Genomic DNA, 14,344 nt, shown 5'->3' on the forward strand with positions numbered 1-14,344 from the left:
ACACCCTACATTTAAATTTCTCCCCCTCTCCGCGTGCGGGGAGGGGGTAGGGGGGTGGGGTACTACGCGCTAAAGTACTTCGCTACTGGGTGATAGCAAATAATCGCCGTTGTAGACTGTTCTGGATAAATCTGCTCACTTTCATCCATAAACAGATTAATCCTGTCAGTTTCCAACAACTCCAGCTGCTTGTACTGATCCTGAATATTCGGACAAGCCGGATAGCCAAAACTATACCGCGAACCGCGATATCTCTGCGCCAAAATATCGCGAATATTATCCGGTTCCTCAGCCGCAAACCCCAACTCACGCCGAATTCGAGCGTGCGTCCACTCAGCCAGCGCTTCTGCAACCTGCACCGCCAAGCCGTGAAAATACAGATAATCAGTGTATTGATTATTGGCAAACAACTTCTGAGCAAACTCAGTCGCAACCTCACCCACAGTCACCGCTTGCATCGGAAACACATCAATTACCCCCGACTCCTTCGGCGCAAAGAAATCTGCAATACACAGCCTCCTCAAAGACTTCTGCCTCGGAAACTCAAAACTTGTTACCTCCTTGGCGTCCTTGGCGTCTTGGCGGTTCGTATCATAAACATACAGCGTATTCCCCTCAGCTTGACAAGGAAAATATCCATAAATCACCTGCGGATGCAACAAATTCTCCTCAATAATTCGCTGCTTCCACCCCTCCAAAATCGGATACACCTTCTCATTCAAAAAAGCCTGATATTCCTCCTTAGATTGTTCCTTCGGCTTGCGGAATTGCCATTGCCCCGCAATCAAAGCTTGCAAATCTAAATAAGAGAATATCTCCTCCAAAGAAATATCACTAGGCTGCAATAATTGCGTACCCCAAAAAGGTGGTGTCGGACGTTCAATATCCACCGTCACCGCTTCAGAACGTCGTGTATCTACTTCAATGGGGAGTAGGGAGTGGGGAGTGGGGAGTGGGGTTTCTAACTTTTGACTCCTGACTTCTAACTCCTGACTACCGACTTCATTCAAAAATCCCTGCAAATTATCCCAATGTCCTTGGGATTTTGCGGGCATTAATTTATCCATGAAATGCAAGTCAGAAAATGCATCTTTGCCATAAACAACTTTACCTTTGTAAGCGTTTTGGCAATCGTCATGGACAAATTTAGGAGTCAACGCTGCACCACCTAAAATCACGGGGACAGTTATTCCCTTTTCGTTGAAAACCTGCAAATTCTCTTTCATGAAAGCGGTAGATTTCACCAGCAAACCACTCATGGCAATACAATCAGCTTGATGCTTTTCGTATGCTTGAATGATGTTTTCCACAGGCTGTTTAATCCCTAAATTAATCACCTTGTAACCGTTGTTTGACAAGATGATATCCACCAGGTTTTTACCAATGTCGTGAACATCGCCTTTTACTGTGGCGATAATAAACGTTCCCTTGGCATTATTGCCTGATTCTGACTTCTCCATAAACGGTTCTAAAAAAGCAACCGCTGCTTTCATAGTTTCCGCTGATTGTAATACGAAAGGTAGCTGCATTTGCCCGGAACCGAACAATTCACCGACAACTTTCATCCCATCGAGCAAAAAGACGTTTATAATCTCTAAGGGGGGATGGTTCTCTAAAGCTTTTTGCAGATGTTCCTCTAAACCGATGCGTTCGCCGTCGATGATGTGACGCTTCAAACGTTCTTCGATGGGGAGACTTTCATCTAAAGAGCGATCGCGTTTCGTTGTCACTCCTTCAAATAATGTTGTCAACTCTCCCAACGGGTCATAAACGCAGACATCACCTTCAAATCTCCGCTCATCGTTAATCAACTGAAGGCAAACTTCTTGATGGCGTTCTTCAATCTTAGAAAGTGGTAAAATCTTGTTAGGACTAACGATCGCCGCATCCATTCCCGCTGCGATCGCTTCGTGCAAAAACATCGAGTTCAGCACTACCCGCGCTGCTGGGTTTAAACCGAAGGAAATATTCGATACACCCAAAATTACATGACTTCCCGGCAATTCTTGACGAATGCGCCGAATCGCTTCTATTGTCGCTTTTCCGTTTTCCCGGTCTTCTTCAATCCCCGTGGAAATCGGTAGCGCCAGCGTATCAAAGAATATCTCTGTTGCCGGAATGCCGAATTCTAAAGCTTGACGATAAGCACGTTGAGCAATTTGGAATTTTTTCTCAGCAGTTCTCGCCATTCCATCTTCATCGATAGTGCCAATGACTACACCAGCACCATACTTTTTCGCCAACTCCAACACCTTCAAGAAGCGTGGTTCACCGTCTTCGTAGTTGGTGGAATTGAGCAAACACTTACCGCCGGCAACTTTTAAACCTGCCTCCATCTTTTCCCATTCGGTGGAGTCGAGCATCAAAGGCAGCGTAACATTATTGACAATGCGCGAAACTAATTCGTGCATGTCTCGTTCGCCATTACGTCCCACGTAATCGACGTTAACATCCAGGATGTGTGCGCCTTCTTTGACCTGTGCCCTCGCCATTGAAACGAGTCCATCCCAGTCTTCCGCGTTTAGCAAATCGCGGCATTTTTTAGAACCGCTGGCGTTGAGACGTTCGCCGACAATCAAGAACGAGTTATCTTGGTCGTAGGGTTGCGTGCTGTAAATTGACGCTGCTGCTGGTTCAAGTTCCGGATGTCTGACTTTTGGCTTCAGGTCTTTGGCAACTTCTGCCATTTGTTGAATGTGTTCTGGACGTGTCCCACAGCAACCCCCAATCACTTGGACACCCAAATCTTCAACAAAGTGCATCAATGACATCCGTAATTCCATCGGTGTCAGGCGGTAGTGTGCTTGACCGCCGACGTTTTCCGGTAAACCCGCGTTGGGAATACAGGAAACGATAAAAGGCGAATGTTCGGAAAGATATTTGATGTGTGGTTTCATCAAGTCTGGACCGGTAGCGCAGTTCAGACCGAGAATGTCAATTTTATACGGTTCCAAAATGGTGACAACGGCGTTAATTTCCGTCCCGACCAACATTGTCCCCATCGTTTCCATTGTCACCGAAACCATCACCGGACGGCGATCGCCTTTTTTCGCAAAGACTTCTTCAATTGCATTCAGCGCGGCTTTGATTTGCAGCACATCTTGGCAAGTCTCCACAATAAACAAATCGACACCACCATCCCAAAGTCCTTCTGCTTGTTCGGCAAAAGAGACTTTCATCGTGTCAAAGTCAATATGTCCTAAGGTAGGTAATTTGGTTGTCGGTCCCATCGAACCGGCGACAAAGCGGGGTTTTTCTGGGGTGGAAAATTCAGCAGCGACACGCTTTGCTAGTTCTGCGGCTGTTTTACTTAGGTAGTATGCTTGGTCTGCCAAGTCGTATTCTGCAAGTACAATTGAGGCACTACCAAAAGTGTCAGTTTCGATGACATCTGCACCAGCGCTGAGAAAATCGCGGTGAACCTTAGCGACAGCTTCGGGTTTGGTGTGGACGAGATATTCGTTGCAACCTTCGTACTGAGGACCACCGAAATCCTCAGCCGTGAGGTTTTGCGTTTGCAAATTCGTTCCCATCGCCCCATCGAAGACGAGAACCGGACGGTCTGGACTGTGCAAGCGTTCTAGAAAGGAATGGATCATATTTTCAAAAGAAGAATTTACATAAGTCGAGTGATACTCCACTTAATTTAATATTTTCCTCAATTTATCGCCCTTCGGAAGGTTTTTCCTTGATTTAGTATATTTAAAGATTGTGTAAATTAAGCGTAACAGCTGAGGAAGTGAAAAGCAACTTGCTTGATGCCTGAGATTTATCTAGGCGCAGAGTAATAGTAGATACTTATTTATTCCTGGTATTTGATTTTTCGGCGTTGCTGATTGAAAATATGAATTTGTCTCACGCACTCGTCAAGGCAGCGCGTTGCGGAGAGAAGTCTGAGCGGAGGTTTCCTCCGATCAGAACTTCGGAGGGTTCCCCCCGTTGTAGCGACTGCCGCGCAAAGGCGCAAAGGTACAAAGAAAAAGAAAGGTAATTTTGGCATTTCATATTATGATTCAGCAACGCCGATTTTTCAGTAATATTTAAGATATTAAGATTATTTTCATTAGTTATTTAAGTATAAAAAAATGAACTTTAAGGACTGGGCGACCAGAGTAATGCTAATTTCTCTGATATTCATCGCTCTAATTGTGGCGTTGCTTGCGGGTAGAGCCACACAACTACAAAATAATACATCAAATCCGGCGATCGCTTCTTGGAGTCAATATCCAAACGTACACATGCGATCGCCGATCAAACCAAGCAGCGCTGCAAATCCTCGCAAATCTCTATTCAAAACCACTGCGGCTTTTACAAAGTACAGACCCAGATATGAGATTGCTTGGGCAGATCCAAGCAACTACGGAGAGCGTTATACCAAAGACGTTAATGGCATAAAAGTCAACAATCTACCGATTATAGTACTTCATGAAACTTCTAATTCTGCTCAGAGCGCGATTAATTTTTTTCAAACACCTCATACCGACGAAAATGTGCAAGCAAGTTACCACGCGATGATTAAGTTAGATGGAACAGTTATTTATACAGTTCCACCAGATAAACGCGCTTTTGGTGCAGCGAATTCAGTATTTGATAGTGCTAACGGTTCAGAAAGCGTGAAAACTAATTTGAATTTACCACCATCTGTAAATAACTTTGCTTATCACGTTTCTTTAGAAACCCCACCAGACGGTTGGACTGACACAGAACCAATTCATAGCGGTTATACTGATGCTCAATATTATTCTTTGGCTTGGTTAATCGCTCAAAGTGATGTCCCAGACGATCGCATTACCACCCATCGTTTAGTAGATCGTTCCGGAACACGAATCGATCCCAGAAGTTTTGATGGAGAGAAGTTTCTCAACTTACTTCATAACTTTCGTCAAGTAAGTGAATAATGACTCAGGAACCAAGAACGCAATAATGAAGTAAGAAAGCTAAAATTAAAGCCTAGCTTGCTGCCCAAAGCAATTTTATACTTATATGTAAGCATTATGACCGCAATTACCATCAACTTTAATAATGTCCTCAAACTTAGCGACGACCAATTTTATCAACTGTGTCGTGATAATCCCGATGTCAAATTTGAACGTAATGCTTTTGGAGAACTAATTATAATGTCACCAACCGGGGGAGAAACAGGAAAATGTAATGCATCTATGACTGCGGATTTTATAATTTGGAACCGTCAAACAAAACTTGGAGAGGTATTCGACTCCTCCACCTGCTTTAAACTCCCTAACGGTTCTGACCGCTCCCCCGATGTATCTTGGATAAAATTAGAGCGGTGGAATGCACTTACATCAAAACAACGCGAAAAGTTTCCTCCTATCGCTCCCGATTTTGTATTGGAGTTAATGTCCCCATCCGATAGTTTGAGTGAAACGCAAGCCAAAATGCAAGAATATATGAATGCAGGTGTAAAGTTAGGTTGGCTAATTGATAGAAAAACTCGCCGTGTTGAAATTTATAGACAAGGGCAACAAAAAGAAGTATTAGAGTCTCCTACAAGCTTATCTGGAAAAGATATATTACCTGGTTTTGTCTTAGATTTACTTTTTGTATAGGGTTAACATTTTCCAAAACTATAGGACTCATATTTTATTTTTGAAATACACGTAGGTGCGTTATGCCTTTGGCTAACGCACCATCTTTTATGTTTCGGTGCCGTACTCAAAGGCGCGTAACACACCCTACATATACTTACACAAGGAAATAATGTTCGCTCGTTGAATAGTTATCATTTGGAAAACTCTCTAATTCTCCATTCTTGGTGTCCTTGGTATCTTGGCGGTTCGTATTAAAAATAATTTTCACAACCCATATAAAATTGCTATATCACCGCGCTGTAAGGAACTTCAGCAAACAGTTCGTCGTAAATATCATTCTCAGCGCTTAACCAATCCTGATAAGCGTGAGATTCTATCGGATAAACAGGTTTTTTGCCACTTTGGAGGGAAATAGCTAAATCTAGCAGTACTGATAACTGCTCATCGTTGAGTTGCTCAATTATCCTTTCTAGTTCTTTGCGAATGTTTATCGGATTTGCCATTATGCGTCTAAGGACTGCGTTTGACTAAAACTATAAATTGTTTGCGTCTTTAGTTGTTCGCAACAAATCGATGAAGGTAAAGTACCATCAGGAAAGGTTTGCCGATCGCATTGCACTTGCAAATGACTCAAAGGGTCAATCCCTGGAGAAATCATAAATTCAAACTTCTCAACATAAGGCAAAGTTGCCAAATTGTCAAGGATTTGACCGATCGCCTGTACATAAGGATGACTGTTTTGCTGATACCAATCAGGTGTAGCTAGCTGCGGTTGATCGAAACCCAAATGTACAGTTAAAGATGGTTTGTCAAATAAAGCGATCGCTAAGGGACGCGCTTCTTCTTGCAACAATAAATCATGGCTTTTCGCTAAATGCCGCAGCTTCTCTAAACGTTCATAACGTTCCGTTACAGCTTCTGGGTCATCTTGCCAATGAATCGCTACCGTTACCAGATACGTCTGCAACAGCATATGATCTAGCTTTCTCGCCTTTGTTGCCAGATAATAAGAATTGTAATCGTTTGCCTCAATCAACAGCGGTACGCGATCGACAACTTCCAATCCGTAACCCTTAACACCCGCAATTTTCCTCGGATTATTGGTAATTAGGCGAATCTTATGCACGCCTAAATCCATCAGCATTTGCGCTCCCATCCCATAATCTCGCAAATCAGCGGGAAATCCCAAACGCTCGTTTGCCTCGACTGTATCGAGTCCCATATCCTGGAAGCTGTAAGCCTTCAACTTGTTAATCAAGCCGATGCCCCGCCCTTCTTGCCGCAAGTATACTACGACACCTTTACCCGCCTGCTCAATCATTTTCAGAGCGGCTTGCAGTTGCAGTTGACAATCACAGCGTAGAGAACCTAAAGCGTCACCTGTCAAGCATTCTGAATGCATTCGCACCATTACAGGCTCATCTTTAAAGGTAGCTGGGTCGCCTTTGACAATCGCGACGTGTTCAGTATTATCCAGGGTGTGACGGTAGCCGTATATTTCAAATCGCCCGTACTGACTCGGTAATTTTGTCACGACATCGCGATACACCAAGCGATCGTGTTTGAGGCGATAACTGATTAAATCGGCAATGCTAATAATTTTCAGCTTATGATGTTTAGCATACTCAAATAACTGAGGCAATCGCGCCATCGAGCCATCAGGGTTTTGAATTTCACAAATTACCCCGGCTGGATATAACCCAGATAATCGAGCTAAATCAATTGCCGCTTCCGTATGTCCGGCGCGTTTTAGTACACCGCCTTGCTTGGCGCGAATCGGGAAAATATGACCTGGGCGACGTAAATCTGAAGGCTGTGTCGCTGGATTGAGCGCCACTTGAATAGTACGAGCGCGGTCTTCTGCGGAAATGCCAGTACTGACACCTAACTGAGGACCTGCATCAATGCTGACAGTGAAAGCAGTTTGATTAGTGTCTGTAATATTGCTTACCATTAATGGTAAGTCAAGTTCATCAAGGCGATCGCCTGTCATCGCCAAACAAATCAGCCCTCGTGCTTCCACCGCCATAAAATTAATCATATCCGGGGTAGCAAATTGGGCGGCGCAAATCAAATCGCCTTCATTTTCTCGATTTTCGTCATCTACTACCACCACGGAGCGACCCGCTTTCAGGTCTGCTAAAGCGGCATCAATCAAGTCAAATTCAAAAGTTGAGGATGTGGTCTGAGACTGCGACACAGAGTATTTCCAACGACCAACGTAAATTTTTTTAACAAAACCTACTTTTCGATTGTACAACCTTTAAAGGGGAATGGGGAATGGGGAGGGGGGAATGGGGAGATGGGGAGAGGGGGAGATGGGGGGATGCTCCCATAAATTTCTCCTTGTCCCCTTGTCCCCTTGTCTCCCACTCCCCCACTTCGGTTTTCAATCATAGCGATCGCATAACTAACCTAACGCGAATGGTCGCATCTAGTTGATGATAGTTGATAGCCAATAACGAATTAATCATTCATCAAAAAAGGATTTGATATCATGGGCAATTTAAGACGCGTACCCGTTGGCATTGTTGGCGCGTCAGGCTACGGCGGAGTACAGCTAGTTCGACTACTGATGGATCATCCAGAAGTCGAAGTTGTTTATTTAGGTGGCGAGAGTAGCGCTGGCAAACCGTTTGGCGAACTTTACCCTCATTTGGCTCATGCAGTTAATCTACCAGTTGAGGAGGTAGATCCAGAAATTATCGGCGATCGCACTGAAGTGGTGTTTCTGTCTCTTCCAAATGGTCTGGCTTGCGAAATGACTCCAAAACTGTTGGAAAAAAAATGCAAAGTACTCGACCTCAGTGCAGATTACCGCTTCAGTGACTTGACAACTTACACAACTTGGTATGGCAAACAGAGAAACGATAACGCCACAGCTGCGACAGCAGTTTATGGCTTACCGGAATTGTATCGCTCGCGCATTGCCGAAGCGCAGTTAATTGGCTGTCCCGGTTGCTATCCTACCGCCAGCCTTCTGGCACTTTCGCCACTTTTAAAGCAAGGTTTAATCGTCCCCGAAACCGCCATTGTCGATGCTAAGTCTGGCACCTCCGGCGGCGGACGGCAAGCGAAAATCAACTTCTTGCTAGCCGAAGCAGACAACTCTCTAGGGGCATATGGTGTCGTCCGTCACCGCCACACCCCGGAAATTGAGCAGATTTGCAGTGACTTGGCGGGGCATGAAGTTATGATTCAATTTACACCCCACCTCATCCCAATGGTGCGGGGTATTTTAGCTACCGTATACGCCACCCTCCGCGATCCCGGCTTAGTGCGAGACGACTTAATTACTATTTTTAGAGCCTTTTACCGTAACTCTCCTTGGGTGAGAATTTGCGAAACAGGCGAATATCCGCAAACAAAGTGGGCTTGCGGTAGTAATCTTTGTTATATCGGTTTAGAAGTTGACCCGCGCACCGGTCGCGTCATTGTCATGTCAGCAATTGATAACTTAATTAAAGGTCAGGCAGGTCAAGCTATCCAATGTATGAACATTATGATGGGCTGGGATGAAACCCTCGGTTTACCCAAATTGGGATTTTATCCTTAAATTGAGAATGGGTAATGGGTAATGGGTAATGGGGAAATAAAACTTTTTTCCACGTTCCCAATTACCTTTTTCCCAATTACCAATTCCCAATTCCCAGTTTCTACTTCGGTCCCATTCCTACAGTACCGGCATAAACGGCGCGATCGCCTAATTCATCTTCAATTCGTAGCAAGCGGTTATATTTGGCTACTCGTTCGCTGCGACACAGAGAACCGGTTTTGATTTGACCGGCACGAGTTGCAACAGCTAAATCGGCAATAGTCGTATCTTCAGTTTCACCGGAACGATGGCTGATAACTGACCGGAAACCATTACGAGTCGCTAAATCAATCGTTTCCAAAGTTTCTGTTAAGGAACCAATTTGATTAAGTTTAATCAAAATGGCGTTAGCGGATTTTTGCTCAATGCCTTTTTGTAACCGTGTGGCGTTAGTTACAAACAAATCATCACCTACCAATTGAGTACGCGAACCGATTTTTTGAGTCAGTAACTGCCAATTTTGCCAATCTTCCTCGTGCAAGCCATCCTCAATCGATACAATCGGGTATTGATTGACTAATTGCCCTAAATAATCAACAAACTCAACCGGGGAGTGTGGTTTACCGTCATAGACATATTGTCCTTCCTTGTAAAACTCACTCGCTGCCACATCCAACGCCAAAGCCACTTCTTCACCTGGCTTGTAACCAGCTTTCTCAATCGCTGCCACCAACAATTCTAAAGCGACCTGATTCGACTCTAAGTTAGGGGCAAAACCGCCTTCATCCCCCACGCCGGTCAGTAGACCTTTATCATCCAACACTTTGCTGAGAGTAGCAAATACCTCTGCACCCCAGCGCAAAGCTTCCCGGAAAGAAGACGCACCAATGGGGACAATCATAAACTCTTGAAAATCCACATTATTTGCAGCGTGTGCCCCACCGTTAATTACATTCATCAACGGTACTGGCAACAAATTTGCCAAAGGTCCACCTAAATAGCGATATAGGGGAATTCCTAGAGAATCGGCACCAGCTTTGGCGGCGGCTAGGGAAACTGCTAAAATCGCATTTGCGCCCAAATTGGATTTATTAGCTGAACCATCTAAAGCAATCATCGTGCGATCGATAAGTTCTTGGTTCAGGGCATCCATGTTGATTAACTTCGGCGCGAGTGCCTCCTTGACGTTCTGCACCGCCTTGAGTACCCCTTTGCCCCCGTAACGATGTTTTTCGCCATCCCGCAGTTCGTGCGCCTCAAAAGTGCCTGTGGACGCGCCACTAGGAACCTGTGCCAATCCGACAGCACCATTTAACAAATGTACTTCCGCTTCAATTGTCGGTCTGCCGCGAGAATCGAGAATTTCACGAGCAGCGATCGCCTCAATCGCAGTATCTATGTTAATCATCTTTTCTTCGTCCTTTAGATGAAAGCGTTTTTGCCGCTGAAACAAACAGCCTATTGGTTCCGACGATCTAGCATAGGCGTTTCCGGGACTTTATACGCTCAGATTTAACAAGTTTTCTAGACATTTGCTTGTCGGCGCTGCCTGCTTTGATTCTAGCTAGCGCTAAGTATGAATACTGTGCAGATTATAAAATCATCACATCAATTATTCTCAACCTTTAGTCAAAATTGGCACTTAATGATACAAATATGTGGAACATAAATATTACAAAACAGATCGTAAAAATCAGTAAGCTTACTGCTGAATTATAAATCTAGAGTTGTGAATTGCTTATGAAACCTATTCTCATGACCGTTACGGCTTTAAGTATTGTTGCCTTAATTACGCAAAAAGTTAATGCAATACCAATATCTTCTATCCAAGTCACTTCTAATACAATTAGTCAAGCGACACCAGTAGATATATCTTTACTAGCTAAAACTATTACTGGTTTTTTGCAGAGCGATCGCTATCAAACTGAGTCGCAAATTTTAGTTAGTGCTAAAAATCAAGGCATTGATTTCACTACTTACGCTAAAGTGAAAACTATCGCTCAGTCTGATGGCAAATTTCGCTCGGAAATTACTTTTACACGACAAGGAGAACAACCCAAACCTCCTACTCTAGTCATTTCCGATGGTAAACAAGTTTCAGTTTACAAATCAGACTCAAAACAATACGCTGTAACTTCCTACGATAATTTTGGCAAGTCAGACGATTATTTTTTAATTGGCATGTCCTCCTCCCTATTTCTGCAAATTCCCAGTGATACCAGAAAAATTTTTGCTCGCGGTCAATTATCAGATAAAGAAATTTTGCAACAAATTGGCTTGACCCCCAATTTGGACCTGAAAGCAGATCAACGCACAGTTGAAGGCGAATCTTTTTATGTCTACAATTACACAGATCGCAAAGAACAATTAACCTTTAGCGGTTTCGTCCAGCCACAAACAGCTACTCTCAAGCAATTACAAATATCAGGCAAATCCCAAGGATTAGACATTTTGATTGCCGAAAAAATCCTCAATAGAACCGCAAATCCTGCCGTAACCCCGCAAACATTCACATTTTCAGCACCAAAAGGTGCAAAAAAAGTCAAATCCCTCTCCATCAGCCCATTTTAAACACTTAAAAGACTTACACAAAAACCACCGTTCGCGAACGCATGTGCGTCTCGTAGAGAAGCGTCTCCGCGATTGAGAAGCTTTGATGCCTTCTCCGTCATGAGAGGCTTCGCCAACGGCAACCCCTTCGGGGAACGGAGGAAACCTCCGCTCAAACTTCTCTCTCTTAAACTCTTATTCCTCTGCGTCCCCTGCGTTCTCTGCGGTTCGATTTTTCCTCCTAAAAGCGTAACTCCTATTTGTGAAAGATAGCAGCATCCCCATCTAAAATCGGTAAAGAAGCAATCAAGAATAATTATGCGCTTACTACACACAATGTTACGCGTCGGCAACCTCGAAGAATCCTTGAAATTTTATTGCGATGTTCTGGGAATGAAATTATTGCGACGAAAAGATTATCCAGGTGGAGAATTTACCCTCGCTTTTGTCGGTTACGGTGACGAATCAGACAATACAGTGCTAGAACTAACCTACAACTGGGGTGTTGAAAAATATGACCTAGGTAATGCTTACGGTCACATTGCCTTAGGAGTCGATGATATTTACTCTACCTGTGACGAAATCAGAAATACTGGCGCGAAAGTAGTCCGGGAACCAGGACCGATGAAACACGGTTCAACGGTAATTGCTTTTGTAGAAGATCCAGATGGGTACAAAGTAGAACTTATTCAACTTGGTACACAGGGTTCAAATGCCAAACAGGAGTCACAAGAAAAACTTGTAACTCAGTAATTATGTTGTTACATAGGTGAGATTTCGCGTGAAGCAATGTCTGCGGCAAAGAATTTATTCTCAAAAGTTGTCTTCCGAGAACTTAGTTGGTTGCAAAACTATCAGCAACCGACAATATAAACTCGTAGTAAGCGCTTTAGCGCTTATTTTAGGCACTAAAGTGCCTACTACGAGTAAGTCCTATTGGATTGTAGCGGTAAGTATTATCACGACATTTGTCCAGACATGCTTGCCATTAAAAGCACAGATGAATATTGAAGGGGAGACTCCTTGGAGACAAGGGGACAAGGAGACAAGGGGACAAGGAGACAAGGGGGACAATTTTTTTCTATTCCCAATGCCCGATGCCCATTGCCCAATTCCCATTGCCCAATTCCCAATTGTCAATCAAGTAGCGAATAAATCTGTTAATGTGGACGCGGATTCTGAGTTTTTAACTCCGCAAACTTCGGTTTCTCAATTGTCTGATGTTCAACCGACAGATTGGGCTTATCAGGCATTACGATCGCTTATGGAACGCTATAATGTTATCTCTGGTTTTCCTGATAACACCTTTAAAGGCAATCGTCCTCTCAGCCGTTATGAATTTGCCGCAGGTTTAGCGGCTACTTTAGATAAAGTTGAAGGCTTGATTGCGGAGGCGATCGGCGATCAATACATTCAAGAAGATATTATCACCTTACGACGGTTGCAAAAAGAATATCGCTCTGCTTTGGATGATTTACAAAAACGTGTCAACACAACAACCATAAGCGCAAATTATCTCGAAGCACATCAATTTTCTACCACAACAAAGCTCAATGGTCAATTAATTTTTGCCCCCACCAGCGGTAGTCATGCCAGCACTACCATAGTCGCTCGTTCGCGGTTAAATCTCAATACCAGCTTTAACGAAAAAGATTTACTCGTCACTCAGTTAGAATCTGGTAACAATGGCGGTGATGCGATTAATTTGGCACAAAAGGAAAATTCTAATAATGTGGCAAACAGCGGCTTTATCGGGAATTATGGAGGACTCGATTACACTAACGTAGACAAAAACTTGCATCTGAGGCGATTATACTACTCGTTTCGTCCTTCGCCAGATTTAGCTGTAAGCGTTGGGGCAAAAATGCTGCCACGGGATTTTATAGATCGTAACAGATACGCTAACAACGAAGCGGTTGATTTTAGTTCCACCTTTTTTATTAATAATCCTCTGATTGTTCAAAATGAAATAGATCGAGAAGGTGGTGCAGGTGCAGCGATCGCATGGCAACCAAAAAATAGCAAATTCACCGTGCGATCGCTTTACATCGCTGCCAACGCTAATGAATTCAATTCAACTACAGACAAAGGCTTATTTGGCGATCGCCATCAAGCCAGTGTCGAAGTAGAATATTCCCCAAGTCCGCGCTTCGCATTTCGGCTACAATATACTAATGCCGAAATTAACAATACTGATATTAATGCCTTTGGTGTCAATGCCGAATATACCTTAAATCGCAACACCGGAATTTTTACCCGTTTGGGAGTCGGTAACTATCAAGGATTTAACACTGCCATCAACCAAAATATAGATTTACATCCTTTGAGTTGGGCTGTTGGTGTCGGTTTGCGTAACTTCGTTCTTCCCGGAACCGTTGCTGGTGTAGCGATCGGTCAACCTTTCGTAGCTGAGGATTTTGGTAACGCTACCCAAACCAACTTCGAGGCGTTCTACAATCTACAATTAAGCGACAATATCAGTATTACCCCTATACTATCCCTAGTCAGCAACCCTAATAACGATAGCTCCAACAGCACCATCTGGCAAAGTACACTCAGAACGGTGTTTTCGTTTTAGATTAGGTTAGGGGGATTGGGTAATGGGTAATGGGTAATGGGGAATGGGGAATTTTATGAGGGGAAAAGGTTAAAGGGGAAAGGGTAAAGGTATGGAAATAAAGAGTTATTTAAATAACTCATTAGATATTTT

Annotated in this window: 11 protein-coding genes; 6 read left to right on the forward strand and 5 right to left on the reverse strand. The window is 43.7% G+C overall.

Annotated features, from left to right (window positions below):
* Window positions 1-62: 62 nt before the first annotated feature.
* On the reverse strand, window positions 63-3,599 hold the full coding sequence (gene metH, locus PI95_RS21805; RefSeq protein WP_039743364.1) for a methionine synthase: 3,537 nt from the start codon (window positions 3,597-3,599) through the stop codon (window positions 63-65).
* Window positions 3,600-4,085: 486 nt separating this feature from the next.
* Between metH and PI95_RS21810 the strand changes: the two genes are divergently transcribed.
* Together PI95_RS21810 and PI95_RS21815 are read left to right on the forward strand one after the other, a co-directional pair.
* Window positions 4,086-4,898, forward strand: coding sequence for a peptidoglycan recognition protein family protein (locus tag PI95_RS21810; protein WP_039743366.1), 813 nt, complete (start codon window positions 4,086-4,088; stop codon window positions 4,896-4,898).
* Window positions 4,899-4,994: 96 nt separating this feature from the next.
* Window positions 4,995-5,567 (forward strand): Uma2 family endonuclease, encoded by a 573-nt coding sequence (locus tag PI95_RS21815; protein ID WP_039744104.1) that lies wholly within the window; start codon window positions 4,995-4,997, stop codon window positions 5,565-5,567.
* A 266-nt stretch (window positions 5,568-5,833) separates the two neighbouring features.
* On the opposite strand, the gene PI95_RS21820 is transcribed toward PI95_RS21815, so the two are convergent.
* Genes PI95_RS21820 through PI95_RS21830 form a run of 3 tightly spaced genes read right to left on the reverse strand, consistent with a single transcriptional unit; the run spans window position 5,834 to window position 7,946 of the window.
* Window positions 5,834-6,052 (reverse strand): hypothetical protein, encoded by a 219-nt coding sequence (locus PI95_RS21820; protein WP_201280552.1) that lies wholly within the window; start codon window positions 6,050-6,052, stop codon window positions 5,834-5,836.
* On the reverse strand, window positions 6,052-7,749 hold the full coding sequence (gene ribBA / locus PI95_RS21825) for a bifunctional 3,4-dihydroxy-2-butanone-4-phosphate synthase/GTP cyclohydrolase II (RefSeq protein ID WP_039744109.1): 1,698 nt from the start codon (window positions 7,747-7,749) through the stop codon (window positions 6,052-6,054). The genes PI95_RS21820 and ribBA overlap by 1 nt, the downstream gene beginning before the upstream one ends.
* 41 nt (window positions 7,750-7,790) lie before the next feature.
* The gene (locus tag PI95_RS21830; RefSeq protein ID WP_163519082.1) at window positions 7,791-7,946 is read right to left on the reverse strand and encodes a hypothetical protein; all 156 of its coding nucleotides are present in this window, start codon (window positions 7,944-7,946) and stop codon (window positions 7,791-7,793) included.
* Window positions 7,947-8,046: 100 nt separating this feature from the next.
* Between PI95_RS21830 and argC the strand changes: the two genes are divergently transcribed.
* Window positions 8,047-9,105 (forward strand): N-acetyl-gamma-glutamyl-phosphate reductase, encoded by a 1,059-nt coding sequence (gene argC / locus PI95_RS21835; RefSeq protein WP_039743368.1) that lies wholly within the window; start codon window positions 8,047-8,049, stop codon window positions 9,103-9,105.
* Window positions 9,106-9,205: 100 nt separating this feature from the next.
* Here argC and eno read toward each other — a convergent pair whose 3' ends face one another.
* The gene (gene eno, locus PI95_RS21840; RefSeq protein ID WP_039743370.1) at window positions 9,206-10,492 is read right to left on the reverse strand and encodes a phosphopyruvate hydratase; all 1,287 of its coding nucleotides are present in this window, start codon (window positions 10,490-10,492) and stop codon (window positions 9,206-9,208) included.
* Window positions 10,493-10,824: 332 nt separating this feature from the next.
* Between eno and PI95_RS21845 the strand changes: the two genes are divergently transcribed.
* From PI95_RS21845 to PI95_RS21855, 3 genes are all read left to right on the forward strand, one after another.
* On the forward strand, window positions 10,825-11,655 hold the full coding sequence (locus PI95_RS21845; RefSeq protein ID WP_039743371.1) for a hypothetical protein: 831 nt from the start codon (window positions 10,825-10,827) through the stop codon (window positions 11,653-11,655).
* A 297-nt stretch (window positions 11,656-11,952) separates the two neighbouring features.
* Window positions 11,953-12,387, forward strand: coding sequence for a lactoylglutathione lyase (gloA, locus tag PI95_RS21850; protein WP_039743379.1), 435 nt, complete (start codon window positions 11,953-11,955; stop codon window positions 12,385-12,387).
* A gap of 28 nt (window positions 12,388-12,415) precedes the next feature.
* Entirely contained in the window at window positions 12,416-14,212 is a 1,797-nt protein-coding gene (locus PI95_RS21855) for an iron uptake porin (RefSeq protein WP_336507529.1), read from the forward strand.
* The last annotated feature ends 132 nt before the right edge of the window (window positions 14,213-14,344 follow it).

This window comes from Hassallia byssoidea VB512170, from assembly GCF_000817785.2.
In the GTDB taxonomy this organism is placed as follows: Bacteria; Cyanobacteriota; Cyanobacteriia; order Cyanobacteriales; family Nostocaceae; genus Hassallia; species Hassallia carrinoi.

Excerpts from the sequence above, each read along its gene's own strand:
- metH (WP_039743364.1), bottom strand. The coding sequence starts at position 3,599 with ATGATCCATTCCTTTCTAGAACGCTTGCACAGTCCAGACCGTCCGGTT.
- PI95_RS21810 (WP_039743366.1), top strand. The coding sequence starts at position 4,086 with ATGAACTTTAAGGACTGGGCGACCAGAGTAATGCTAATTTCTCTGATA.
- PI95_RS21815 (WP_039744104.1), top strand. The coding sequence starts at position 4,995 with ATGACCGCAATTACCATCAACTTTAATAATGTCCTCAAACTTAGCGAC.
- PI95_RS21820 (WP_201280552.1), bottom strand. The coding sequence starts at position 6,052 with ATGGCAAATCCGATAAACATTCGCAAAGAACTAGAAAGGATAATTGAG.
- PI95_RS21830 (WP_163519082.1), bottom strand. The coding sequence starts at position 7,946 with ATGATTGAAAACCGAAGTGGGGGAGTGGGAGACAAGGGGACAAGGGGA.
- argC (WP_039743368.1), top strand. The coding sequence starts at position 8,047 with ATGGGCAATTTAAGACGCGTACCCGTTGGCATTGTTGGCGCGTCAGGC.
- eno (WP_039743370.1), bottom strand. The coding sequence starts at position 10,492 with ATGATTAACATAGATACTGCGATTGAGGCGATCGCTGCTCGTGAAATT.
- PI95_RS21845 (WP_039743371.1), top strand. The coding sequence starts at position 10,825 with ATGAAACCTATTCTCATGACCGTTACGGCTTTAAGTATTGTTGCCTTA.
- gloA (WP_039743379.1), top strand. The coding sequence starts at position 11,953 with ATGCGCTTACTACACACAATGTTACGCGTCGGCAACCTCGAAGAATCC.